The sequence below is a fragment of the Deltaproteobacteria bacterium genome, from assembly GCA_022340465.1.
Lineage (GTDB): Bacteria > Desulfobacterota > Desulfobacteria > Desulfobacterales > B30-G6 > JAJDNW01.
The window spans coordinates 1-25,715 of record JAJDNW010000001.1 but is presented as its reverse complement, the minus strand read 5'-3'; the positions used below and the strand labels follow the sequence as shown (position 1 = coordinate 25,715).

General features: G+C 56.2%; 19 protein-coding genes. 8 read left to right on the top strand and 11 right to left on the bottom strand.

What is annotated here, in order from left to right; genetic code table 11:
• Positions 1 to 31 precede the first annotated feature (31 nt).
• Positions 32 to 1,468: an aspartate aminotransferase family protein gene (locus LJE94_00095; protein MCG6908504.1), complete on the bottom strand. Its 1,437-nt coding sequence runs from the start codon at positions 1,466 to 1,468 to the stop codon at positions 32 to 34.
• 456 nt (positions 1,469 to 1,924) lie between these two features.
• On the opposite strand from LJE94_00095, the gene LJE94_00090 reads away from it, so the two are divergent.
• The 6 genes from LJE94_00090 to LJE94_00065 all read left to right on the top strand — a co-directional run bounded on the left by LJE94_00090 (position 1,925) and on the right by LJE94_00065 (position 8,398).
• On the top strand, positions 1,925 to 3,646 hold the full coding sequence (locus LJE94_00090) for an aldehyde ferredoxin oxidoreductase (GenBank protein ID MCG6908503.1): 1,722 nt from the start codon (positions 1,925 to 1,927) through the stop codon (positions 3,644 to 3,646).
• 56 nt (positions 3,647 to 3,702) lie between these two features.
• The gene (locus LJE94_00085) at positions 3,703 to 3,942 is read left to right on the top strand and encodes a hypothetical protein (GenBank protein ID MCG6908502.1); all 240 of its coding nucleotides are present in this window, start codon (positions 3,703 to 3,705) and stop codon (positions 3,940 to 3,942) included.
• Between the two features lie 169 nt (positions 3,943 to 4,111).
• Entirely contained in the window at positions 4,112 to 5,191 is a 1,080-nt protein-coding gene (locus tag LJE94_00080; GenBank protein MCG6908501.1) for an extracellular solute-binding protein, read from the top strand.
• Positions 5,192 to 5,509: 318 nt separating this feature from the next.
• A complete protein-coding gene (locus LJE94_00075; GenBank protein ID MCG6908500.1) occupies positions 5,510 to 6,418 on the top strand; it encodes an ABC transporter permease in 909 nt (302 codons plus the stop codon).
• A gap of 1 nt (position 6,419) precedes the next feature.
• Positions 6,420 to 7,295 carry an ABC transporter permease gene (locus LJE94_00070; GenBank protein ID MCG6908499.1) on the top strand — a complete coding sequence of 292 codons (876 nt, stop codon included), beginning with the start codon at positions 6,420 to 6,422 and terminating at the stop codon, positions 7,293 to 7,295.
• Entirely contained in the window at positions 7,292 to 8,398 is a 1,107-nt protein-coding gene (locus LJE94_00065; protein ID MCG6908498.1) for an ABC transporter ATP-binding protein, read from the top strand. Before LJE94_00070 ends, LJE94_00065 begins: the two co-directional genes overlap by 4 nt.
• A 43-nt stretch (positions 8,399 to 8,441) precedes the next feature.
• Here the strand turns inward: LJE94_00065 and LJE94_00060 are convergent, their stop codons facing one another.
• From LJE94_00060 to LJE94_00045, 4 genes are all read right to left on the bottom strand, one after another.
• Positions 8,442 to 10,079: an ABC transporter ATP-binding protein gene (locus LJE94_00060; protein ID MCG6908497.1), complete on the bottom strand. Its 1,638-nt coding sequence runs from the start codon at positions 10,077 to 10,079 to the stop codon at positions 8,442 to 8,444.
• Positions 10,080 to 10,189: 110 nt separating this feature from the next.
• Positions 10,190 to 11,014 carry an ABC transporter permease gene (locus tag LJE94_00055; GenBank protein MCG6908496.1) on the bottom strand — a complete coding sequence of 275 codons (825 nt, stop codon included), beginning with the start codon at positions 11,012 to 11,014 and terminating at the stop codon, positions 10,190 to 10,192.
• A gap of 28 nt (positions 11,015 to 11,042) precedes the next feature.
• The gene (locus LJE94_00050; GenBank protein ID MCG6908495.1) at positions 11,043 to 11,999 is read right to left on the bottom strand and encodes an ABC transporter permease; all 957 of its coding nucleotides are present in this window, start codon (positions 11,997 to 11,999) and stop codon (positions 11,043 to 11,045) included.
• 180 nt (positions 12,000 to 12,179) lie between these two features.
• Positions 12,180 to 13,364 (bottom strand): DNA polymerase IV, encoded by a 1,185-nt coding sequence (locus tag LJE94_00045; GenBank protein ID MCG6908494.1) that lies wholly within the window; start codon positions 13,362 to 13,364, stop codon positions 12,180 to 12,182.
• A 650-nt stretch (positions 13,365 to 14,014) separates the two neighbouring features.
• Here LJE94_00045 and LJE94_00040 point away from each other — a divergent pair.
• Complete coding sequence (locus LJE94_00040) at positions 14,015 to 15,538, top strand: sigma 54-interacting transcriptional regulator (protein MCG6908493.1); 1,524 nt, start codon at positions 14,015 to 14,017, stop codon at positions 15,536 to 15,538.
• A gap of 48 nt (positions 15,539 to 15,586) precedes the next feature.
• On the opposite strand, the gene glnA is transcribed toward LJE94_00040, so the two are convergent.
• The 4 genes from glnA to glnE all read right to left on the bottom strand — a co-directional run bounded on the left by glnA (position 15,587) and on the right by glnE (position 23,275).
• Positions 15,587 to 16,999, bottom strand: coding sequence for a type I glutamate--ammonia ligase (gene glnA / locus LJE94_00035; protein MCG6908492.1), 1,413 nt, complete (start codon positions 16,997 to 16,999; stop codon positions 15,587 to 15,589).
• A 117-nt stretch (positions 17,000 to 17,116) separates the two neighbouring features.
• On the bottom strand, positions 17,117 to 17,455 hold the full coding sequence (locus tag LJE94_00030) for a P-II family nitrogen regulator (protein MCG6908491.1): 339 nt from the start codon (positions 17,453 to 17,455) through the stop codon (positions 17,117 to 17,119).
• Positions 17,456 to 17,547: 92 nt separating this feature from the next.
• Entirely contained in the window at positions 17,548 to 20,163 is a 2,616-nt protein-coding gene (gene glnD / locus LJE94_00025) for a [protein-PII] uridylyltransferase (GenBank protein MCG6908490.1), read from the bottom strand.
• A 205-nt stretch (positions 20,164 to 20,368) separates the two neighbouring features.
• Positions 20,369 to 23,275 (bottom strand): bifunctional [glutamate--ammonia ligase]-adenylyl-L-tyrosine phosphorylase/[glutamate--ammonia-ligase] adenylyltransferase, encoded by a 2,907-nt coding sequence (gene glnE / locus LJE94_00020; protein MCG6908489.1) that lies wholly within the window; start codon positions 23,273 to 23,275, stop codon positions 20,369 to 20,371.
• Between the two features lie 119 nt (positions 23,276 to 23,394).
• On the opposite strand from glnE, the gene LJE94_00015 reads away from it, so the two are divergent.
• Positions 23,395 to 23,601, top strand: a complete 207-nt coding sequence (locus LJE94_00015; GenBank protein ID MCG6908488.1) for a hypothetical protein — start codon at positions 23,395 to 23,397, stop codon at positions 23,599 to 23,601.
• A 37-nt stretch (positions 23,602 to 23,638) separates the two neighbouring features.
• Here the strand turns inward: LJE94_00015 and LJE94_00010 are convergent, their stop codons facing one another.
• Together LJE94_00010 and LJE94_00005 are read right to left on the bottom strand one after the other, a co-directional pair.
• Complete coding sequence (locus LJE94_00010) at positions 23,639 to 24,265, bottom strand: hypothetical protein (GenBank protein ID MCG6908487.1); 627 nt, start codon at positions 24,263 to 24,265, stop codon at positions 23,639 to 23,641.
• On the bottom strand, positions 24,262 to 25,596 hold the full coding sequence (locus LJE94_00005) for an acetyl ornithine aminotransferase family protein (GenBank protein ID MCG6908486.1): 1,335 nt from the start codon (positions 25,594 to 25,596) through the stop codon (positions 24,262 to 24,264). Before LJE94_00005 ends, LJE94_00010 begins: the two co-directional genes overlap by 4 nt.
• Between the last annotated feature and the right edge of the window lie 119 nt (positions 25,597 to 25,715).

Genomic DNA, 25,715 nt, shown 5'->3' with positions numbered 1-25,715 from the left:
ATAACGGTTTCAAACCACAAAGACATAATGTTCATTTCATCAGATTATTCAGAAACTCCACCAGCATGAACTCCGATACATCGTAGGGGAGCGCCTCCAGGAGCATGTTGATGGTTTCCATTTGTTCCGGCAGCTCCATTCCCGTGATGCCCGCCATTTCAGCCAGTTTGAAAAAGGACGCCTCGTCGAAATTGACGGAGAGCTTTTCGATTTCAGACCGCAGCGCACCGGTTTTGTCGTCGATCTCCTCGGCCATCACCTCCTTGACGGTCTGTTCCAAGGCCAGGAGAAATTCTTGGGCCCGCGGCACGGAAAGCCGGTTGAAGGACACGTGCAGGTTGGAAGGGGAGTTGTTCCTGGCGAACTGCGGCTGCACCAGCCACCCCTTGGTTTTCATCCGGTCGGCCAGCCTGTAGACGTTCAGCTTTTCGGAGGTGGAGGCAAACGAGAACATGCACATATCGGGCTTGCCCAGCACCCGTATGCCGTCGATCTTTTCGATGCCTGCAAGCGTCAATTGGGTGGCGTCCATGACTTCCTTGACGATCTTTTTATAACCTTCGTCGCCCAGGTAGTGGAGCACCGCCCAGGCCGCCGCCATGGGGCCGCCGGATTTGCTGCTGGTGACAGCCGGGTTGATGACGGTATAACCGGTCCACCGGGAACAGGCAAACATCTGGTGGCGCCTGATTTCCTGGTTCCTGTACAGGATAACCGAGGCGCCTTTGGCGGCGTAGCCGTATTTGTGCAGATCGGCCGAGATGGAGGTCACCCCCGGCACCGTAAAGTCGAATTCGGGCACCTCATAGCCCATTTTGCGCATGTAGGGAAGGTGGATGCCGCCCACACAGCCATCCACGTGGCAGAGCAGGTCATGCTCGAGGGCCAGCCCGGCGATCTCCGGGATGGGGTCGACGATGCCGTGGGCATACCCGGGGGCCGATCCCACCAGAAGTATGGTGTTGTCGGTGATGGCTTCGCGCATGGCGGCGACATCCGCTTTGAAAGAGCCGTCATGCACCGGTACGATCACCGGCTCGATACACAGGTAGTGGGCGGCCTTGTAGAAGGAAGCGTGGGCCGTGATCGGCAGCACCATCTCCGGTTTCTTGATTTCCGGCTTTTTGAAGCGCATCATGTCCCGCGCGGTCTTCACGGCCAGGATCAGGCTTTCCGTGCCGCCGGAGGTGAAGTTGCCCACCACATTTTCATCCCCCCGGAGGAGGTTGGCGGTCATTCTGACGACTTCGTTTTCGAGGCGCAGCAGGCTCGGGTAGGTGGTAGGATCCAGGGCATTCTCGGAAAGGTACATGGTGTAAGCATCGTTGATGACGTCCTTGGCCTTTTCACCGGCGTCATACACATAACCCATGACCCTGCCCGATTTCCAATCCAGATCCTTTTTTTTGTAGGATTTCAGGGTGTCCAGTATCGCGTCTTTTGCCATTCCTTTTTCGGGGATGTTCATCGGTGCCTCCGTTTTCGATCGGTGGACCCCAGCATTGTTACTGAGGAGTGGAAAGTCTTACGTTCTACTTTCAGCGAAATATAGGTCACTGCCGTTGGCCGGTCAAGCGGAAAATCGATGCCCGCATTCTAAAATTACAAATATGTAGAAGGGAGGTCGGCATTAAGACAAAAACGTAATTTATGTTGGTGCACGGGAGACCAAAAAAATAAATCGTTATTGATAACAGATAGATGTGGAGTTTTCAATGTTGGCATTTTGTTTGCTTTACCACCATGCGACCGACAAAGCACCGACAAAGCAGCTTGTGAGCGTGGTTATTCTTAGAGCTTGCGGGTTAGAATTTAGACTCGCATAAATACGATGATCGTGATATAAGGGCACTCTCCCATCAAACAAATCAAACAGAACAGCTCCAGTTGTGAGAAATGACGGGTATAACCAAAGGAGGGTGCAATGAAATTTGTGAAAATCGACATGACGTCTCAAGGCATAACTACCGGCGATGTCCCGACGGAATATGAGGGTTTGGGCGGCCGGGGATTGACCTCCATCATGATCAACAAGGAGGTTCCCGCCACCTGCGACCCCCTGGGGCCGGAGAACAAGCTGATTATCGCTCCGGGCTATCTGAGCGGAACCATGTTGGTCAACACGAGCCGCCTGTCCATCGGGGCCAAGAGTCCTTTGACCGGTGGTATCAAGGAGAGCAACGTCGGCGGCACGGCGGCAGCGGACCTCGCCCACTTGGGGATAACGGCCATCATCGTGGAGGGGCAGCCCGCCGATCGGGAGGCTCTGTATCTTATTAAAATCGACGCCGAGGGCCAGGTCGAGCTTGTGGACGCCGGCGCCTACAGGGGCCTGCGGACCTATGAACTGGTGCGCCGTCTCAAAGAGGCCTACGGCGAGAAAAACAGCATCACCTGCATCGGCCCTGCGGGCGAGTCTTTGCTGACGGCGGCTTCCATACAGACAACCGATGCAGACGGTCGCCCCTGCCGGGCTGCCGGCCGCGGTGGGTTGGGGGCGGTCATGGCGTCAAAGGGGTTGAAGGCCGTTGTCGTGGACCGGGGCGGCAAGGCCACCGATCCGCTGGCGGATGCCGATCTCTTCAAGGCGTGTGCAAAAAAATATGCCCAGGCCGTCAGGGATGACGACTTCACCTCGGTATTGGCCCAACTGGGTTCCGCCGTGCTGGTGGGATCCATCAACGCGGTGGGGGCGTTTCCGACGCGCAACGCCCGGGAGGGCCAGTTCGATGGTGTGGAAAAGATCACCGGCGAAACCATGGCGGAGGTGATCAAGGAGCGCGGCGGCGCATGTACCCACATGGGTTGCGCTCAATGCATCATCCGCTGTTCCAACGAGTACGTGGATAAAGAGGGGGCGTATGTCACCTCTTCCCTCGAGTATGAGACGATCTGGTCCATGGGCGGCATGCTGGGTAACGACGACCTGGACGCCATCGCCAAACTGGATTTCCTGTGCGACGACATCGGTCTGGACACCATCAGCACCGGCGTGGCCGTGGCCGTGGCCATGGACGCGGGCTATAAACCGTTTGGGGATGCCCAGGCCGCCATCGAGATGGTCGAAGCCGTGGCCGAGGGCACCGAAATGGGCAAACTGATCGGAAACGGACCGGCAGCCGTGGGCGAGCATTTCAATCACGACCGCGTGCCGGTGATGAAGCGGCAGAGCATGGCCGCCTACGACCCCCGGGCCATTCAGGGGATGGCGGTAACCTACGCCACGACCCCCATGGGCGGCGATCATACGGCCGGATGGGTGGTGGCCGACAATCTGGAGGATTTCGGGGGTAAACTGGATCGCTTTTCCGCCGAGGGCCAGGTGGAGAATTCGCGGAATTCGCAGCTGCACATGGCGGCTGTCGACACCGTCGGCATCTGCGACTTTGCCCAGAGCGGCTTTGCCGCGGGACTGGACACGGTGTGCAAGATGGTTTCGGCCAAGCTGGGCAAGCCTTTCGGCGAAGATGACTGGGCCGCCCTGGGCATCCGTATTCTGAAAGCCGAGAGGGAGTTCAACCGCAAGGCAGGCTTTACCAAAGAGGACGACAGGCTGCCCAAGATGTTTTACGAAGAGCCGCTTCCGCCCCACAACAAGGTGGTGGTCGTCACCGAGGAAGATCTGGACGGCACCTGGGAGTTTTAAATTTGACTATAGCCGGGGCGGCAGCTCCGGCTGTAGTCAAATTGTAGACAGGCGATATGGAAATACGGGTCAAACTGTACGGCGCCCTGGGAAAGGATCTGAGGGAGCATGATCCGCTGAAAGGGATGACAGTGGAGCTTCCGGAAGGGATGCGCATTCTCGATTTGATAGAACAGTTGGGAATTCCCAGAAAAAAAGTGGGCATCATTTCCGTGGACGGCAGGCTGGTGAAAGATACGCGTGTCCTCGGCGCGGGTAATTTCGTGCGCATGTATCGCCCCATTTTCGGTGGCTGATCGGTTACTATGTTCATTTTTATCATTCGATATTGGAAATTCCGGTTTGTTCGGATTGGCTATATGGCTTCTAATCGCTACCATGTCGTTTGCCTCAACGAAGCGGTTCATGCATCGTTGGGGTTAGACTTTTGATGACCAGGGAGACAAGCAAAAGGAGGAGGAAGGCATGAAAAAGATGATGCAAAGACCGATTTCGAGAAGATCCTTTATGAAGGGTGCGGCCGCCGTAGGTGTCGGCATGACGTTTGCCCCGGGCATGGTGTGGGGGGCCGAGGAAAAGCAGCTGAACGTTTACAATTGGGATACCTACATCGGTGAGGACACCATCCCGCAGTTCACCAAGAAAACCGGCATCAAGGTGCAGTACGACCTGTTTGCCAACAACGAGGAGATGTTTGCCAAACTGAAGGAGGGCAATCCGGGCTTCGACCTCATTTTCCCCAGCGACTACATGGTGGAGACCATGACGACCCTGAACATGCTGGTGGCCCTCGATCACTCCAAAATACCCAACATCAAGAACATCGATCCGGACCCCAACTTTTCCGACCCGGCCTACAGTCCGGGGATGAAGTATGCCATTCCCTACATGTGGGGCACCATCGGGATCGGCTACCGTAAATCGAAAGTGAAAACGCCTCCCACCAGTTGGAAAACCGTTTTGGACAGCGACGAATTCAAAGGCAGAATCGCCCTCATGGCGGACCAGCGGGCCTGCATCGGCGTCACGCTGAAGTATCTGGGCTACAAGCTCAACTCCACCAATCCCAAGGAGATCGCCGAGGCGAGGGACCTTTTGATCAAGCAGAAACCCAATGTTAAATCCTTTGCCGAGGACAACGGCCAGGATCTTCTGCTATCCGGCGAGTGCGATGTGGTCATGGAATGGAACGGCGACATCGTGCAGGTGATGGAAGAGGACGACGACATCGGCTACGTGGTTCCCAAAGAAGGCGGCGTGGTCTGGATGGACAACATGTGCATTCCCAAAGGGGCGCCCCATCCCGATAACGCCCACGCGTTCATCAACCACATCCTGGATGCCAAGGTCGGCGCCGACATCGCCAACTTCATCCACTATGCCACCCCCAATGCCGCCGCCAGAAAATACATCCTGCCAGTGGATCTGAAAAACCCGGCGATCTACCCGCCGGCGAGCGCCATCTCCGCATCCGAGGTCATCATCGATGTGGGCGACAAGGCAAGGTTGTACGACGAGGCATGGGTAAAGATTCAAGCCGGCTAAACCGGCTCGGCATTACCATTGACACGATATGAGTAATTAAATTGATAAACTCCGATCTGCGTGTCAATGTTAACCTTTTGGGCATCGCTGATCGGCCCAGGAGCTGCGTTATTCAGCCATCGAGGTAAAGAGCTACAACTTCAGGCTGAAATGCCTTGCTCCCGAACCGATCAGCTGCGTGCCGAGCCGGTTTACGGTAGCTCGGCATTACCATTGACACGATATGAGTAATTAAATTGATGGAATCCGATCCGAGCATCGATGTGAGATCATCGTGGTTGATTCCGATGCATTGCAAGGGGTTCGAGAGAAGTAACCGTGGAAAACTGGCGTGACAACAAACTGGTGGCGGCCATTCTTCTGGTGCCTGCCTCCGCATGGATTTTGATATTCTTCACCCTGCCGCTGGTCATCGTGTGGGTGTACAGTTTCGGCCAGCGCGGACCCCAGGGGCAGACCTTGCTGGCCCTGTCATTCAGCAACTATGCCCGGGCGCTGAAGTGGATCCATCTGGGCATCATGTGGAAATCCACCTGGACGGCGTTTCTGACGACCCTGATCTGTTTTGTCATGGGATTTCCCGTGGCCCTGGGGATTGCCTTTGCACCGGCGCGCTACAAAAATATGCTGCTGCTGCTGGTGATTCTGCCTTTCTGGACCAACCTGCTCATTCGCACCTATGCCTGGATAGCGGTGCTCAGGACCCGGGGGTTCCTGAACTTCGGGCTCGAGTGGGTTCACGGCAGGCTGGATGCCCTGTTCAGCCTGGTGGGTTTGCCCGACATCATGGGGACGTTCAAGCCCCTGGCCCTCCTGTACAACCATTCCGCCGTGGTCATCGGTCTGGTCTATGTGGCGCTGCCGTTTTTGGTGCTGCCCATTTACGCCACCCTCGAAAAAATCGACCGCTCGCTCATGGAAGCCAGCCTGGACCTCGGGGCCGGCCAGTGGCGCACCATGGTTTCGGTGACCATACCACTGGCCTTCCCGGGCATCCTCTCGGGACTGCTGCTGGTTTTCATCATCTCTCTGGGGACCTACCTGACGCCGGTGCTTCTGGGGGGTACGGACAGCATGATGATCGGCAACCTGATTGCCCAGGAGTTCGGTCCGGCCAGGGACTGGCCCTTTGGGTCGGCCCTTTCTTTTTTACTCTTGTACGTCACCTTCATCGCGCTCTGGCTGAGGGCGGTGGTGTCTTCGAAGTCGAAAGGAGTCAGCTACTGACATGTCGGACAGGTCTTTGCAAAACAGCAGCCGCGAAAAGGGTTCGCGGCCCCGTGTAAAAAAGGCGCGGCCGACCCCGCTGGAGTACACCCGCAAGAAGTGGTTTCAGCTGGTGATGCTGCTCAATTTCATTTTTCTCTATTTTCCGATCGTGGCCCTGGTTGCCTTCAGTTTCAACAACAGCCGGCGGAACATTACCTGGCGCGGCTTTACGTTCAAGTACTATGTGAAGGCCTTTCACAACGACTCCCTCTTCGATGCCTTTTTGAACAGCCTCATCGTGGCGGGCATCTCGACGGCGGTCTCCACGCTTTTGGGGGCCATGCTCGGGCTGGCCCTGTACCGGTTCAAGTTTCCGGGCAAAAACGCCTTCGACGGCTGGATCCACCTGCCGATCATCATACCGGAGATCTGCATGGGCGTTGCCATGCTGGCTTTCTTTTCGCGCCTGCACATCGATCTGGGCCTGTTTACCATTACGGTCAGCCACATAGCCTTCAGCCTGCCCTTCGTGGCAGTGGTGGTGCGGGCCCGCATGGCCGGCTTCGATCAATCCTTGGAGGAAGCGGCCCGCGACCTGGGGGCCAACCAGTGGCAGACCTTCAGGGACGTCACGTTGCCGTACATGATGCCGGGAATCGTTGCGGGCGCGCTGCTGGCCCTGACCCTCTCACTCGACGATTTTGTGATCACCTTTTTCACCTCCGGACCGGGATCCACGACCCTGCCCATAAAAATATTTTCCATGGTGCGCTTCAGCGTGACGCCGGAGGTCAATGCCGCATCCTCGGTGTTGATAGCCATGACCCTGCTGCTGACGGTAGTGACCATGGTTCTCCAGGCCCGCGGAGGGAAGAATAAAGGACTGCCCGTATGACAGACAAGCAACCGATCATCAGCATCAAGAATGTCACGAAAATTTTCAACCGCACGGTCACGGCGGTTGACGATGTCAGCCTCGACATCGCCGAGGGTGAATTTTTTGCCCTGCTGGGACCTTCCGGATGCGGAAAGACGACCCTGCTGCGTATGATCGCCGGTTTTGAAAATCCCACCAGCGGGAGGATCATCGTGGGCGGTCAGGATATGGAAGGTGTCGATCCCAACCGCCGGCCGGTCAACATGGTGTTTCAATCATACGCGGTTTTTCCCCACATGACCGTGGCCAAAAACGTGGCCTACGGGCTGAAGGTCACCGGAATCAAGGACAACGACATCCAGAAACTGGTGCCGGAAGCCCTGGAACTGGTCAAGCTGGGCGGATTCGAGCACAGAATGCCGCACCAGCTTTCAGGCGGCCAGCAGCAGAGGGTCGCGCTGGCGAGGGCGCTGGTGAAGAAACCCAAGGTTTTGCTCCTGGACGAGCCCTTGTCGGCCCTGGACGCCAAGCTGCGGGAGGCCATGCAGATCGAACTGGTCAACCTGCAGAAATCGGTGGGCATTACCTTCATCATCGTCACCCACTCACAATCGGAAGCGCTGTCGACGGCCGACCGTATTGCCGTAATGAAGGACGGTGAAGTGAAGCAGGTGGACGGGCCGCTGCAGCTGTACGAGAGGCCCAACAGCAGATTTTGTGCTGATTTTATCGGCAAGATCAACCAGCTGAAGGCCGATGTCATGGGTGTGGAGGGCCGCAGCCTGGTGGTCGACATCGAGGGCGCCGGCAAGGCGTTGGTTCCGATGGACACGCTTCCCGCCGGTGAGCGGGCCGAGGGCCAGGTCATCCTGGCGATACGCCCGGAAAAGCTCGATCTGACAAACGTCGAACCCGACGGAGAGCGGATCAAGTTCCGCAGCAGGGTAGTTAATGTGGTTTACTACGGCAGCACCTGCCAGGTATTTCTGGAAAACAGCTCCGGCAGGGAACTGATGGTCGAAGTGAGGAATCGAGAGAGCGACACGGCCACGTCGATCCTGATCGGCAGCGATGTCTGGATTTCCTGGAAACCGGCCGACACGCTGGTGTTAACAAAATAAAAAAGGCCCCGCGCGATTTCAATCGTAAGCGGCTTTTTTATTTTTAAGCGTCCATGAACGTAGACAGCTTTCCTTTTGCTTTCCTTTCCGCAAGCAGATTGTCCAGCCAGTCGGGGTCCATTTCGGGAACGGATGAAAGCAGAAGATCCGTGTACTCGTGATGGGGCGGCGTCAGGATCTCTTTTTTGACACCCTGCTCGACGATCCTGCCCTGGAGCATGACCACGATTTCATCGGCAATGGCCTTCACCGTTGCCAGGTCGTGGGTGATGAAGAGGTAGGAAACCCTGAGTTCGTTCTGCAGATCCTGCAGCAGCTTGAGGATGCCTTCGGCAACGAGCTGGTCCAGGGCCGACGTGACTTCGTCGCAGATGATCAGGTCGGGTTCCGCGGCCAGCGCGCGGGCGATGCAGATGCGTTGTTTTTCACCACCGGAAAGTTCGGTAGGATAGCGGTCGTAATATTTTTCCGACAGTTCGATCTTTTCCAGCAGTTCGTAAACCCTCTGTTCACGATCTTTTTCATGCATGCCGAAGTAGAACTGCAGCGGTCGGCCGATGATTCTGTGCACCTTCTGCTTGGGGTTCAAGGCGGTGTCGGGCATCTGATAGATCATCTGCATGACCCGCAACTGCTCCTTGGGTCGCGATTTCAGCTCCCGTGACAGTTCATTGCCTTCGTACAACACATTGCCCTTTGTGGGCGGCAGCAGGCCGGTGATCACCCGGGCCAGGGTGCTCTTGCCGCTGCCCGATTCCCCCACCAGTGCCACCGTTCTACCCTTGCGGATTTTTAAATCGATATCTTCGAGGACATTGGTTTTGCCGGTATAACTGGCGGTGACGTTGTTGACCTCCAGGATGACGTCTTTTTCACTTTCTGAAAGATCCTTTTCCTCCTTGAGTGTGCGGACCGACAAAAGCCTGCGGGTGTAGTCTTCCCTGGGGTTGGCGATCATTTCCCGGGCGTCGTTTTCTTCCACCAGGTTGCCGTAGCGCAGCACCATGATGCGGTCGGCGACCTGGGCAACCACGGCCAGGTCGTGGGTGATGTAGATGGCGGAGGTGTTGAACTGCCGAACGATGCGCTTGATGGCCGCCAGGACTTCGATCTGGGTGGTCACGTCCAGGGCCGTAGTGGGTTCGTCAAAGATGATCAGATCGGGACGGCAGGACATGGCCATGGCCACCATGGCGCGCTGCAACTGGCCGCCGGATACCTGGTGGGGGTAGCGGTAGCCGATGTGATCCGGGTCCGGCAGCAGCAGCCGCTTATAGATGTCCTTGGCTTCCCTGGCGGCTTCCTCGAAGCTCATGACACCGTGCCGAACCGGGGACTCGGCATACTGTTTGATCAGGCGGTGGGCGGGGTTGAAGGAGGCCGCGGCGCTCTGAGCCACATAGGCGATGCGGTTGCCGCGTATTTTCCGCAGGGTTTCCTTGGGCGCCCCGAACAGCTCCTTGCCGTCAAAAACGATGGAACCGGAGGAGATCCTGCACCCCTGGCGCGTATAGGCCATGGAGGCGATGCCCAGCGTCGATTTGCCGGCCCCGGATTCACCGATGAGCCCCAGCACTTCGCCCCTCTCCAGGGTGAGGTCGAGGCCCTTGATGATGGGATTCCACTTTTCGTCACTCATCCCCTCGATGAAGATTTTACGCATTTTCAACAACGGTGCCATATCTGTTCCTTTGATGGTTGCAGTCTCGTAAATTTTCTTATTCAGTTCCGATCAATAGTATCCATATTAACTACGGTCATTTTGCTTCGCTGTCATCTGCTTAGCGTCATTTAGTCTTTCAGCCCGCTGGCAATCTGCAGGAACCAGTCGACAATCAAGTTGACTCCCACGGTCAGAAAAGCGATGGCTCCTGCCGGAAACAGCGGGGTCAAGATGCCGAAAGTGATGGCGCCTGCATTTTCGCGCACCATCCCCCCCCAGTCGGCCGTGGGGGGTTGGATGCCCAGTCCCAAAAAGCTCAAGGCGGCGATGAAAAGAAAGACGAAGCAGAAACGCAGACCGAATTCGGCTACCAGGGGCGGCAGCGCGTTGGGCAGAATTTCATGCCGCATGAGCCACCAGATGCGCTCGCCGCGCAGGCGTGCGGCTTCTACATATTCCATCACGGCGATGTCCATGGCCACGGCCCGGGAAAGGCGGAATACACGGGTCGAATCCAGCAGCGCGATGACGACAATCAGGGCCGTTGTACCGGTGCCGACCACGGAGAGAACCATCAGGGCGAAAATCAGGGTGGGAAAGGCCATCAGAATATCGATAACGCGGCTGATGGCGAGGTCCGTCCAGCCACCAAGGGTCGCGGCAAAAAAACCCATGATGGAACCGACGAAGAACGACAGCAGGGTGGTGACGAACGCGATGGCGATGGTGTTCCTGGCACCGTAGATAAGCCGGGTATACAAGTCCCTGCCCAGATGGTCGGTTCCCAGGTAGTTGTCACCGCCGGGCGTCATCCAAACGTCGCCGACCACTTCGGTTTCACCGTAGGGGCAGATAAGCGGTGCGAGAATGGCGGCCAACACGTTGATAAGTACCATGGCCATACCGATGCGGGCGCTCCAGGGAGATTGTCGCAGCAACTTGAAAAAGTTCATATCCTTCTCTGTCTCCTTCTCTCTTTGCTTACCGTGGGTTTCTCAATCGCGGGTTGCTGATGATGGACAGAATATCCGCCAGCAGGTTGAGGGTGACATAAGTGGCCGCAAATACCAGTCCGCTGGCCTGGACGACCGGGATGTCCCTTTTGGATACGGAGTCCACCAAAAGCTGGCCCAAGCCCGGGTAGACGAACACCACCTCGACAATGACCACGCCCACCACCAGGTAGGCGAGATTGAGTGCGATGACGTTGATGACCGGCGACAGAGCGTTGGGGAAGGCGTGCAGGACGATAACGCGTACAGGCTTGAGGCCCTTCAGCCTCGCCATCTCGATGAACGGGCTGGCCAAAATGTTGATGATGGCGGCCCTGGTCTGGCGCATCATGTGGGCCACGACCACCAGCGTGAGTGTCAGGCACGGCAGGACGATGGCGTCTAACTTTTCCCAGAAATGCATTTGGCTGTTAATGTTCGAGATGCTGGGAAAGAGCTCGATCTTTACCGAAAATAGGACGATCAGGATGTAAGCCACAAAAAATTCCGGGAAGGAGATGGTGCTGAGGGTGGCCATGGAAATGATTTTGTCGAACAGGGAATTGCGGTACAAGGCCGCCAGTATACCCAGGATGACGGCAACGGGCACGGCAATCACGGCGGCCATGGCGGCCAGGAAAAGGGTGTTTGCAAACCGCCACCCGATCAGTCCCGCAATGGGGCGGCCGTTGGCCAGTGAATTGCCCAGATCCCCTTTTAAAATACCCCCCAGCCAGGCGAAGTAGCGCACGTGGGCCGGCAGGTCCAGTTTCAGTTCCCTGCGGAAGGCCGCCACGGTTTCCGGCGTGGCCTCTTGCCCCAGGATAGCCTCGGCCAGATCGCCGGGCAGCGCTTCGATGCCGACAAAGATCAAAACGGAGATGACAATGATGGTCGCTAAACCGAGGAAAAGCCGCTTGCCTACTAGAGCCGCAATGCGTTTCATTTTAACCTTTCTTTCGTTTAAGGTTAGTGCGCAGCTATCGGATCTTTAAGCCGCGATTTCTTTAATGGTTGATCGGAACGGGGATGTCTGACGCCAACATATAAATAAAGTGGGGGTGTGTCAATGGTTGTTCCTGACCAGGTCAGCGACCTCCGGCAGATCCGGGGCTTACGAAAGGCGTTAGGTCCTGCTTTTGGGCAGGGGACGGTTTCCGGCCAGAACGGCGCGTTTTACGGCATCGCGGCCGAATTTTTCGGATATCCGGTCGAGAGCGCGGTCCACGTCCGCCCATGTTCGATCCTGGCTCTTTGCCGTCGAGGCGAAGATTTCCATCTGGACCGGTACGGTGTCGCTGATGAACCCGGAGGCGCCCACGCCGATCAAGCGGACCGCCTGGGTGAGGCGGCACCGGCGGAAAAGTTCGAGAGCGGTTGCGTAGATGGTCTCGGAAGACTGGGTCGGAATGCCGATTGTCTTGTTGCGGGTGAACTGCTTGAAATCGGCCTGTTTGATCTTCAGGGTGATGGTCCGCGCCCGGAACGCTTTTATACGGAGATCGCGGGCGACGTCCTGTGCCTGCAGCAGCAGTATTTTTTCCAATTGCTCCCGGTCACGGGTGTTGCGATCCAGGGTTTTTTCCGAGCTGATGGATTTGCGGTCACTGTCGGGTGAAACCGGTGTTTTGTCGATGCCGGCGGCCAGCTCCGCAAGACGGCGGCCGAATTTACCGAGTTTTTTCTCCAGGGAACGCAGCGAATGGAGAGGTACGTCCCCCAGGTGGCGAATGCCGGCATCCTCCAGAATCCGTCGGGCGTTCATTCCTACGCCGGGCACTTTTTCAATGGGAAGCGTTTCTATGAATCGGGTAACCTCCTGTGGATGAATGACAGTCAGACCGTCGGGTTTGTGAAGGTCCGAGGCGATTTTAGCCAGGAAGCGGACGGGCGCCACCCCAATGGAGCAGGTCAGACGGGTTTCTTGCACGATGCGGGCCTTGATGGAGCGGGCAATGGTTTCCGGCGTTCCCTTAAGGCGTTCGCAGCCGGCGGTGTCAACGAACGCCTCGTCGATGGATACGGGCTCGACCAGGGGGGAAAAGCCTTGCAGCACCTCCATTATCTGCTGCGAGACCTCACGGTAACGCGCCATGCGAGGGTGGATGTAGACACCATCCGGGCATATCCGGCGTGCCTGGAATATGGGCATGGCGGAATGGACTCCGAATTTCCGGGCCTCGTAGCTGGCGGCCGAAACCACCCCCCTCCCGGATGTCCCCCCCACGATGACGCATTTGTCCTTCAGCGCCGAATTGTCGCGTTGCTCGACGGAGGCGTAAAAGGCGTCCATGTCGATGTGCAGAATCATTGGGCTGCTCCAGCGATATCCAGACAACACCTGGCCTCTTTTTCACTTGGTCACTCGGCCTCTCGAACCCTAAAATTAGTTCCTCGGCGTCCTCTTTGGTTCGAGCGCAGCGGGTGGTGAGACAGACGATGCCCTTTCAGAGCCATTGACATGCCACCTTCATGGTGATCGGAACCATGCCGCTATGAGGGCAGCATACCGCATAACGGGCCTGATCGCAAACAGGGGAGGGCAGGGCACAATTTTGAAGCGAGCGAATCATAATTGATAGCATTCCTTACGGTGAAGATTCCCCTTGAGCTTGCGGCGGGGGGGCATCAATCGAGGCTTGAAAATAATTACAAAAATGTTAACATATGGCAATTTAGACGGTCAGTGTAGGATAATGAAAGATGATCATGAAAACACGAACAGGGAAAAACACGAAAGTGCGATCGAAATTTTCGTGGGTTCATCCTGTCACGCTTTCGTGATGAACCGAGATAGCGAGCGCATTCCCTGCAGCTTGCTGCAGGGTAAGCGAGTGAATCATAATTGATAGAATTCCTTACGGTGAAGATTCCCCTTAAGCTTGCTGCGGGGAGTGTTCAATGTTTTTTTCTGTTTTCACCGGAAACGGTGAAGACAGGAAGATGCAGCGCAGAGGACCCATGAAAAAGATAGAAGAAACCACCCTGCTTTATGAGATCAGCAAGGCCCTGAACGAACATCTGGACCTGAAAACGTCATTGTACAAGGTGTTGGACATCCTTTCCAATTCCATGAAAATGGAACGGGGGGCCGTTACCATACTGGATCCCTTGCGGAACGAGATCAACATCGAAGTGGCCCACGGCATTTCAAAAAAAGCCATGGAGCGCGTTAAATACAAAATCGGCGAAGGCATCACCGGGCGCGTGATAGAAACCGGAAAGGCGCTGGCCATTCCTAAAATCAGCCAGGAGCCGCTGTTTCTCAACCGGACCGCCTCGCGCAAAATGAAAATGAAGGATGAGATCTCCTTTATTTGTGTTCCGGTGAAAAGGGGCAAGCAGGTCATCGGGGCATTCAGTGTGGACAAGGTGTATGACGAGACCTATTCCTTGAAAAAAGGCAAGAATCTCATGGCCGTGATTGCCACGATGATTGCTCAACACGTCATCAACCTGGAAACCATCCGCATCGAAAAGGACCAGTTGCGGGAAGAAAACAGAAGGCTCAGGGGCGAACTCAAGAACAAATATCGCATTACCGATATTGTCGGCAACAGCAACAAGATGCGTGAAGTCTATCAGATGATATCCCAGGTATCCAAAAGCAACGCCACGGTACTGGTGCGCGGCGAAAGCGGTACCGGCAAGGAGCTGGTGGCAAATTCCATTCACTACAACAGTTTGAGGGCCAAGGGGCCTTTCGTGAAGGTCAACTGTGCCGCCCTGCCTGCCAACCTGATCGAGAGTGAGCTGTTCGGACATGAAAAAGGGGCCTTTACCGGCGCCATCAGCAAGAAGCTGGGAAAGTTCGAAATGGCCAACAAGGGAACCATTTTCCTCGACGAGATCGGCTCCATCGGGCTGGACGTCCAGGTGCGTCTTTTGCGCGTGCTTCAGGAAAAAGAGTTCGAGCGCGTGGGAGGGCACGCCACCATAAAAATCGACGTGCGCATCATTGCGGCGACCAACAAAAACCTGGAAGAGGCGGTTGAGACGGAAACCTTCAGGGGGGATTTGTACTATCGCCTGAACGTCTTTCCCATCTACATGCCGCCCCTCAGAGAGCGCAAAACCGACATCCTGCTGCTGGCGGATTATTTCCTGGAGAAATACGCCAAGGAGAACAATAAGTCCATCAAGCGCTTTTCCACGCCGGCCATCGACATGCTGATCGACTACCACTGGCCGGGAAATGTCCGGGAACTGGAAAACTGCATCGAACGGGCCGTTCTGCTCTGCGAGGAAGGGGTGATCCACAGCTACAACCTGCCGCCGACGCTGCAGACGGGAACGGAGTCCGATACCATGCCGACCCACTCCCTGGAGGAGGCTGTGGCCAAACTCGAAAAGGAGATTCTCATCGATGCTTTGAAAAACACCCGGGGGAACGTGACCCAGGCGTCGGACATACTCAAGACGACCGTCAGGAAATTTGCCTACAAGGCCAAACGTTACGGGGTGGATTACCGGGACTACAGATAACGGGGAAAAAAACGGCCCGGCGATCATAGCGCCGGGCCGTTTTTGCGTTTAAATGTCGTAGTAGAGGAAGAATTCGTGAGGGTGCGGGCGCAGTCTCACGGGATTGACCTCGTTTTCGATCTTGTACTCGATCCACATGTCGATGGCATCCTGGGTGAAGACATCTCCCTTGAGCAGGAAGTCCTGGTCGGCCTCTAGCGCGGCGAGGGCTTCATCCAGAGAACCCGGTGCGGACCCGATTTCGGCCAGCTCTTCCGGCGGCAGGTTGTAGATGTTCTTGTCCAGCGGGTCGCCCGGGTCGATTTTATTTTCGATGCCGTCCATCACGGCCATCACCATGGCCGAAAAGGCGAGGTAGCCGTTGCACGAGGGGTCCGGGGTCCGGAACTCGATGCGTTTGGCCTTGGGTGACGAAGAGTACATGGGAATACGAACCGCGGCGCTCCTGTTGCGGCTGGAGTAGGCCAGGTTGACCGGGGCTTCGAAGCCGGGAACCAGGCGTTTGTATGAGTTGGTGGTCGGGTTGGTGAAAGCGCATAGGGCCTGGCAGTGTTTCAGTATCCCGCCTATGGCATAGAGGGCTTCCTGAGAAACACCGGCATATTTTTCGCCCGCAAACAACGGATTGCCGTCCTTCCAGATGCTGATGTGGGTGTGCATGCCGGAACCGTTGTCTTCAAACAGGGGCTTGGGCATGAACGTCACCGTGTTTCCGTTGCGGTAGGCCACATTTTTCAGGACGTATTTAAACCACATGAGCTGGTCGGCCATCTGCAGGAGGGGCTTGAAGCGCATGTCGATTTCCGCCTGCCCGGCCGTTGCCACTTCGTGATGCTGGCATTCGACGTCGATGCCCAGGCTTTCGAGGGTGAGCACCATGTCGGTTCTGAGATCCTGGAACTTGTCCATGGGAGGTACCGGAAAATAACCTTCCTTGTGACGCGGTTTGTAGCCCAGGTTGGGAGCTTCGTCGCGGCCGGTGTTCCAGGTGCCTTCGATGGAATCGATTTCGTAAAAGGCGCGGTGCTTCGAGGATTCAAAGGTGATGTCGTCCAGGATGAAGAACTCGGCCTCTGGGCCGATGTACACGGTGTCGCCGATGCCGGTGCTCTTGACATAGTTTTCGGTCTTTTTGGCGATGTGGCGGGGATCGCGCGTGTAGGCCTCGCGCGTTACCGGGTCGACGATGTCGCCGACCAGAACGAGGGTGGGCTCTTTGCAGAACGGGTCGATTTGGGCGGTGGCCGCATCCGGAATTACCAGCATGTCGCTGGCGTTGATGGGTTGCCAGCCACGAATGCTGGAACCGTCGAAACCGAAGCCATCTTCGAAACTGGATTCATCCAATTCACCTACGGGTACGCTGAAGTGCTGCCATACGCCGGGGAAGTCCATGAATCGCAGATCAACCATCTTTGCTTCTTTTTCTTTTGCCATTTCCAGTACCTGTTTAGCTGTCATTTTTTTCTCCTTTGATAGTGGGATTTGGATTACCTTTTTGTTCGTCAAACGTGCATGCTGTCATTTTCCCATTGTTCAGGAAGTGCGCCGGGCCTGCTATGGTCGTGAACGCGGCCGTCATATGGCGTCGGTGCCCTTTTCGCCGGTGCGGACGCGAATGGCTTCCTCCACCGCGAAGATGAATATTTTTCCGTCGCCGATCTTGCCGGTGTTGGCCGCATCCCTGATTTTTTCGACAACCGCATCCGCCTGCTCCGAGGAGACCACGATTTCGATTTTGATTTTGGGGATGAAGTCCACGACATACTCCGCACCGCGGTAAATTTCCTTGTGACCTTTCTGCCTTCCATAGCCTTTGACTTCCGAGATCGTCATTCCCTGAATGCCGATCTCGTTCAGGGCCTCCTTCACGTCATCCAGCTTGAAAGGTTTAATGATCGCTTCGATTTTTTTCATGTTGCAGCTCCTTTTCCGCTTCTGTTTTTTTCGATCGACTGCATTTTTTTTACGTTCATAAGCTCGATGATGTCGATCCCCTTACCCTGAAGTTAGACGATCTTGGGGAGACGTGCATCAATGGCGGCTTTGATGGCATCGGCCTGCTCCTCTGAATCCACTTTTTGTCCATCAAAATCCCTGACGTAGAAAACATCCACCACCTGGTCCACCTTGGTGGATATCTTGGCGACCCATATGTCCAGCCCGGCCCTGTAAAGGGCATCCGTAACGGTAAAAAGCAGCCCGGGGAAATCGTAGGTGAACACCTCGATAATGGTAAAAAAGCTGGAGCTGTGGTTGTCCACGACGATGCGGTGCGGCACCTTGGACACCTTGGGGCTGATGGTCCGGCGGGTCTTTATTTTCTCGGCCAGTTTTGCGGAGAGATCCAGGTCGCCGGCGAGGGCTTTTTGAAAATCCCTTTCCGCTCGCTCCCAGTGCTCCTTTTCGAAAAGTTTGTCCGGCGGCGGCTTGACGTAAAAAATGTCCAGGGCCAGGTTGTTGCGCCAGGTGAAAATCTGGGCGTTGAGAATGTCGAGATTGTTCAGGGTGAAGCTGCCGGCAATTTGGGAAAACAGACCCGGGCGGTCCTGGGCACAGATCCTCACCGTTCTCGAGTCGACCATCCGGTTGCGGGAGATGTCCCAAACGAAGGAACGGTCGCCCAGTTTCCGGTACAGTTCAATATCCGTCAGGATTTCCTCGTCCGGCGTGTAGAGCAGGTAACGGGGCGACATATAGTGGTACAACTTCTCCAACTCCTCTTTGCCGGCTTTCGAGGTGGCGGATGCCAGCACGATCTCCTTTTTGTGCTCCGAGGCCTTCACCGCACGCTGTGTTGCCAATTCTCCCTTTGTCAACACATTGGCGATTTTGAGAAAGAAATCCCTCAAAAGGGTTGCGGTCCATTCATTCCAGGCATTGGGCCCGGTGGAGACGCAGTCGGCGACGGTCAGGAGGTATAGCATTTGCAGCCTGCTGATCTTTTTGATGATTCTGGCGCAGTGGATGGCGGTTTCCTCATCGTGAATGTCGCGTCGGGTGGCGATCTTGACCAGCAAAAGGTGCTCCTGAACGAGAAAAGCGACGGTATCGATGTCTTTGGGTTGGTAGCCGAATCTTTTCAGAATCCGGCGGGTTATAACGGCCCCCGCACTGGAGTGGTCCTTACCCAACTCGCCCTTGCCGATATCATGGAGCAGGGCGGCCCACAGCAGCAGCTTACGGTTCTTCAACCCCTTCCATATCTTTCCACACAGGGAGCAGCCGGATTCATCCAGGTCGCTGTTGAATCTTTTCAGAGCCTGCACCGTGCGCAGAAGGTGCTTGTCTACCGGGTAGAGGTGGTATTCGTCGTATTGAATTCTGTTGGCGATGCCCTTCATTTCGGGAATCAGTTTCACCAGAAAGCCGGTGTTCAGCATTTCTCTGAGAACGTTGAACGTGGGGGCGGGTTCTTTCAGTACCGTTTCGAAAGACTCGACCACGGTTTCGGAAGATCTGAACCGATTGTTGACCAGGTAGCTGAATTCGCTCACCATGCGCTTGGCCTCGGCGCTGAGCGGCAGGCTCATCCTGGTGCTTTCCTCGAATATGTTGATCAACAGCCCCGGTTGCTGCAGGATGGCTTCGGAAGAGCTGAATTCCAGGGTGTCGCCCTTTGTTCTTATGCTTTCGATGCCCGGGTTCTTTTTGGATTTGATTTTATAGCGTGGTTTCCTGGTCAAAGCGTGTTCTCTCAGAAACATGAGGTGCTGCTGCTTCATAAAGTCCATTTTGCTGTGCAGCGTTCCCAGAAATTTTTCAACGGGCTGAAGCCCATTGGTGCTTTTGAAATTAAGAGACTGGGCCAGCTTGATCTGGTTTTCGAAATAAAGCTGGTCGATCTTGCGGCCGGCTTGCAGATGGAGCCGGTTGCGCACGTTCCATATGAAGGAGAGCGCTTCGGTAACAGTCAGGTATTCGTCGTGGGAGAGGTAGCCGAAATACTCCAGATCCCTGGCCTGCCGAATGTTCATCTTGATGCGTCCGATCCAGAGCATGGTGTGGTAATCCCGCAATCCACCCTGTCCTTCCTTCAGGTTGGGTTCGAGAAGGTAGGTGGAGTCGCCGAAATGCTGGTGGCGTTCCGCATTGGTCCTGACCAGCCAGGCGACGACTTTTTTAGACATCTTTCGCAGAATTTTTTCCCTGGTTGCCGTCATGAGTTCGGAAAACAGCAGGGACATGCCGCAGATAAACCGGGCGTCCAGCAGGGGGGTCAGTATTTCATAGTCCTTGCGGGCCAGGCCGATGCACTCACTCAGCGTCCGGGTGGCGTATCCGACCTGGAGCCCGAGATCCCACAGCGGGTAAATGATTTCCTGGATCAGGCTGACGGCTTCATCGGGAATGTGCTTTTTAAACAGGAAAAGAATGTCGACATCGGAATGCACGCACTGTTCTTCCCTGCCGTAACCGCCCAGGGCAATGATGGCATAGGGATTTTTATTGAGGCCGATCCTGGGACCCACCATGCTTTCTTCGAAGCTCTGCTGGAAATAGCTGTCCAGGATCAGGCTGTGGCTTTGCAAAAAATCGATCACCGGCAGACGGTCGATGGAGGCAATGAGCTTTTCTCGATCTGTTTTCAGTTTGTTTGATATTTGCAGATATGGTTTCGTCATCTTACAATCCCTGTTGGGCATGGACTCATCAATGTGCCATCTATAAAAGCAAGCAGCATGCCACTCTGGCTTAAAATGAAATAATTGTTAAAATACAGTTTGTTGGAACAATTTTTCATGTCGGTTTTCGTGGTGGCCCTTTACAAAATTGTCAGGTTCGGCGAAAAAATACTACAATTTTGTAACGATGACCGCAGGACTTGGTTTAACCGTCCGGGCCGAGATATTCCGACCAGACGTCCGATATCCGCCTGCGGAGGTTCCGGTAGGTTCCCTCGGAGAGGGCGGTGGATGCCTCTTTGAGATTCAGCCGGTGCGTGGTGGCACGGTAGACGAGATAGGCTCTGCGCAGCAGGTAGGCGTTGTTTTCATTCAGAATGCCGGCTTTTTCGAGGGCCCTTATCTGTCTGACATTGTCTGAATAAGTCGTAAGTTCGGGAAAATCATGGGCGTGCAGCAGGATGAGGTATTGCACCAGAAATTCGATATCCACCATGCCGCCCTGTCCCTGTTTGATGTCGAAGGTGCCGGGGTCGTATTTCAACAGGGATTTGCGCATGCGCTTGCGCATTTCCACGACCTCGCGCCGCAATTTTTGCGGATCTTTTTTGCGTATCAGGATTTTTTTGCGTGTTTGTTCGAACCAGTCGATCAGTCCGCCGTCCCCGGCAAGCGCCCTTGCCCTCAGCAGCGCCTGGTGCTCCCAGGTCCATGCATCCTGAGCCTGATAGGTCTCGAAGGCCTCGAACTGGCTGACCAGAATACCCGAGCTGCCGCTGGGCCGCAGGCGCATGTCGATATCGTAGATTTTTCCGGCCGGCGTGTTGGCCGTGAGGACGTGGATAACCCGCTGGCCCAACCTGGAGAAAAACTGCGAATTTTCAATGGGGTGTTTTTCGCCGCGGGTCAGTCCGCCGGCACCGGCATGAATGAATACCAGGTCCAGATCGGAACCGTAGCCCAGTTCCAGGCCGCCCAACTTGCCGTAAGCGATGACGGCAAAGCCTCTGGTGCAGGTCGCGTCGCCCATGCGGGCCACGGGCAGGCCGTGCCTGGCGGTCAGATGATTCCAGCACAGGTTCACCACATGATCCACGATGATTTCCGCCAGGTCGGACAGGTAATCGCTGACTTTCATGAGCGGCAGGACTTCGGTAATGTCGGCGGCCGCCACCTTGAGGGTGTTCACCTGTCGGAAGATGCACAGGGCCTCGATCTGGTACTCCAGATCGTCCTTATCGATCCGGGCCATGGTTTCCCTGAGTTCCTGCTGGAGCCTGCCCCTGTCGAGCGGGGAATAGAGCCTCCGGCTATCCAGTAACTCGTCCAGAAGCACCGGATGACGCGATAAAAAGGTGATGATCCACGGGCTGGCATCCGCCAGGCGGATGAGATGCTCCAGGATGTTGGGATTTTCGACCAGCAGGGCCAGGTAGTTGGTGCGCCGTTCGATCGCCTCCAGCAGGCCGGTGATGCGCTGGACGATGACGGCCGGCTTGTTCGAGACAGTCGCCCCTTCGAGTAGCAGCGGTATCAGCTTGTCGATGCGCTCCCTTCCGCCATAGCTCAAGGCGCGGGTCCTGGGACTGTTTTTGAATTGTACCAGGGTGTTGAGCACTTCTTCCGGTACATCGTATCCCGACTGGGCCAGGGCCTCCAGCGCGGGCCGGCCGGTGTCGAGGTCCTGCCACAGGCAGGCCAGCTCTTCCCGGTTGGCATCGTCGTCACAATCGACGGCGACCGACCGCTCGGTTTCAAGCAGCTTGCCGAAATGGGCCTGGACGCGTCCCCGGTGGCGGTCCAACCGCAGCAGAAACGATTCCCAATCTGAAAATTCCATGGAAAGGGCCAGCCTGGCCCGGGCCGGGCTGCCTTCGGGAAGCCGGTGGGTCTGCTGATCGTTGAATTCCTGTAGACGGTGTTCGGTGCGGCGCAGGAATCGATAGGCTTCGATCAGCTCCGTGCAGACGCCTTGCTCGATATAGCCCTCATGGACCAGGGTCGGCAATACGCTGCGGATGCGGCGGTCCTGGAGCCCGGGGGTGACGCCACCCCGTATCAGCTGGAACACCTGTCCAAAAAATTCAATTTCACGAATGCCCCCGGGACCCAGTTTGATATCGTCTTCCATGCTCTTGCGCTTGACCTCCAGGGCAATCTTTTGCTTCATGTCCCGGAGCGATTCGAAAATGCCGAAGTCCAAGTAGCGCCTGTAAACAAACGGTTTCAGGCGTTCGATCAGCCGCTTGCCCGCCTGTTTGTCTCCGGCCGCCACCCTGGCCTTTATCCAGGCATAGCGTTCCCATTCCCTCCCGTGGCGCTGGTAGTATTCTTCCATGTTGTCGAAGCTCATCACCAGCGGCCCGTTCTCCCCGTCCGGTCTCAGACGCATGTCCACGCGGAACACAAAGCCATCGGCGCCGCTTTCCCCCAGCGTGCGGATAAGGCTGCGACAAAGCCGTACGAAAAAGTCTTCGTTGGTGATGGTCTGTTGGCCGCCTGACGTTTTTCCCGGCCGGTCGTAGGCGAATATGAGGTCGATATCCGATGAAAAATTGAGCTCTTCGCCGCCGAGCTTGCCCAGCCCCAGCACGACTAAAAATTGTTGGATGCCGTCGATGGAAAAAGGGACGCCCAGGGTCCTGCACTGCCGGTCATAAAGGACGGCAAGGGCGTACTCGAGGCAGGCATCGGCCAGGCCTGAAAGGTCCGTCAGGGTCTCGTCGAGGTCGGCCAGGCCCCCCAGGTCCCGCCAGGCGATGCGGATCATCTCCCGGCACCTGAAGTGCCGCAGGCGCTGCTGAAGCAGCGGAACCGGATTTCCTTCCGCGACGGCTTCCATAGCCTCCAGCCTCCACAGGTACTCACCCTGCCCATACCGGGTCTCGAGATCACCGCTGTTCACCAGGCTGACGAGGATGCCGGGGCTCCTGGTGCACATTCTGGAGACGAATTCGCTGAATCCCCAGACGTGGCGGACCGCGGGAAGGTCGGTCAGAGGGGTGTCGAGGGATCTCCCCCCGGCATCGATGGCCCGCCGGCATGCGTCCAGTTTTTCTCCGGCGCTGTCGGCTATTTCCGCGGGAAGGGGTGTTTTTTGCGATATAGCCATAACCGGGCATGTATCACAATCGGGGCTTTTTGTATATCACGGGGCAAAAAGACACGGGTCTATAACCCCAAATACGGCCCAACGATTGCCGCGGAACCGAAAGACTCGGTGTGCTGGTTGTGCAGCACGAGCGACCGGACTATTTCGACCAGGTGGACATCATGGGCATGCGCGCCATTGCCTCGCAGCTTGCCGGGACCATGGCCAACGTCCGCATGTTGATTGAGATGAGCAATCAAATGACCCCGCCGCAGGAAAAAAGCAAGGAAAAGAGGCAAACCGCAGTCGTCTGGGTGCGCACATTGTCATCGCAGCGGCGGAGGTGATGGCTTCCCGGGACACGGTGGACAAATAACCCTTTTCCTAAAAGCGGAAACTGATGCCGATGCTTAGAAGACCTACAAGCCAGGGTGATTTAAAATCCGCAGACAATCCTGTATGCCGCTCTTTTGCTGAATAGTCATGAAACAGGGTTCCGACTTCTGCGTCGAGGGTTAAGCCTATATTTTCGTGGAAAAACCAATTTGCGCCCGTTTTAGCGCTAACGCCCAGTGCAGGGGGTGTTTCCGATGTAACCCTGTAATCCTCATCCACGATGTCTTCGACATGTAACAGTTGAAGATTGATGCCTGCGCCCAAATAATAATCGACGGTTCGATCCCTTGCAAAAGGGTGGTACAGCGAATAAAAGGAACAGACTTGCCTGGTGGCTTCACTCGATATGCTTCCCGAAGATAAACGGTTTTCGATCTTGGAGGGCATACCGATCCTTTGAGGATCCGTCAGCTGATAAGATAAACCTAAATCGAAGCGATCGGTAAGGAAATAGCGGCTGTCGAAGATCAGGCCCCGGTGGCCCTGCACGTTCGATTCGCCATTTTCAGCCAGCCTGATCGACAGGAAAAATTTCGGAAGATCCCCTGCAGAAGCGGCTGATGAAAAAATGATGAGCAGGATCATGCAGCCGGCTGCGCTGCGAGCTGTTTTCATGAACACTCCTTGAGCGATTCGGCGAAGATGGACAGGGCCCGGTCGATTTCCGTTTTGGAAACGGTCAGGCCGGGGATGAAACGCACGCTGTTTTCCCCGCACCCCAGAATCAGAAGCCCCCTCTTGAAGCAGGCATGCACCAGCCTGTCCCTTTCCTCGACGGCCTTGGTCTTTTTTTCGCGGTCCCTGACGAGCTCGACGCCCAGCATCAGCCCGAGGCCGCGCACATCACCGATCAACTCAAATTCCTGCTGACAGGCCCGCAGCTGCTTTTTAAAATACGCTCCCATGGTTTCGGCATTCTGAATCAGGCCGTCCTGCAGGACCCGGATGGTCGCCAGGGCGGCCGAGCAGCTCACGGGGTTGCCGCCGAAGGTGGAAGCGTGGGATCCGGGCGCCCAGTCCATGATGTCGTACCGGGCGATCATGGCCCCCAGGGGCATGCCCGAGGCGATGCCCTTGGCCAGGGTGAAGATGTCCGGGTCGATGCCGAAGTGTTCGCAGGCCAGCATTTTTCCGGTTCGGCCCATGCCGGTCTGGATCTCGTCGGCCACGTACAGGATATCGAACTCCCGGCAAAGGGCCTGCAGCTTTTCATGAAAACTGGCAGGTGGAACGATGTAGCCGCCCTCGCCCTGGATCGGTTCGGAAAAAACCGCGGCCACCTCTTCGGGGGGCATGGTTCGTTTGAAAAGGTCCTCCCTGATCCAGTCCACGCAATAGGTGTCGCATGCGGGGTGGGTGAGGTTGTAGGGGCAACGGTAACAGTAGCCGTAGGGGACATGGGTGATGCCGGGCACCAGCGGGGCGAACCCTTTTTCGTGAATCGATTTGGAGGCCGAAAGGGAGAGGGCGCCCATGGTCCTGCCGTGGAACGAGCCGAAAAAAGAGATGATCAGGGAGCGTTTTGTGTGGTAGCGCACCAGCTTCAGGGCGGCTTCGATGGCTTCGGCGCCCGAGTTGCTGTAGAACACGCGCCGATCACTCGCACCCGGCGATATCCCGGCAAGTTTCTCGGCCAATTCGGACTGGATGGCGTAATAAAAGTCGGTTCCCGACATGTGGAGGAAACGATTTGCCTGGTCCTTGACAGCCTTGACGACTTCCGGGTGCCGGTGTCCGGTATTGCAGACGGCGATGCCGGAGGTAAAGTCCAGGAAGACGTTGCCGTCCACATCGGTGACGAGAACGCCGTCGCCTTTTTCGATAACCAGAGGGTAGCCCCGGGTGTAGGAGGGGGATATGAACCGCCGGTCTTTGTCCAGGACGGCCTGGGCTTTGGGGCCGGGGAGGGGTGTCAGCAATTTCGGATAATCGGTCGAGGGGGCCATTTTGTAGTCCTCCGTGGGTTTGTGCAACGTTGGGATATATTGGTACGGGGATACTCGTATAGCTTGAACATGTGCTTGTCAACGGCAAAGCGCCCTTTGCGGAGGGTCGCCTGGCCGGC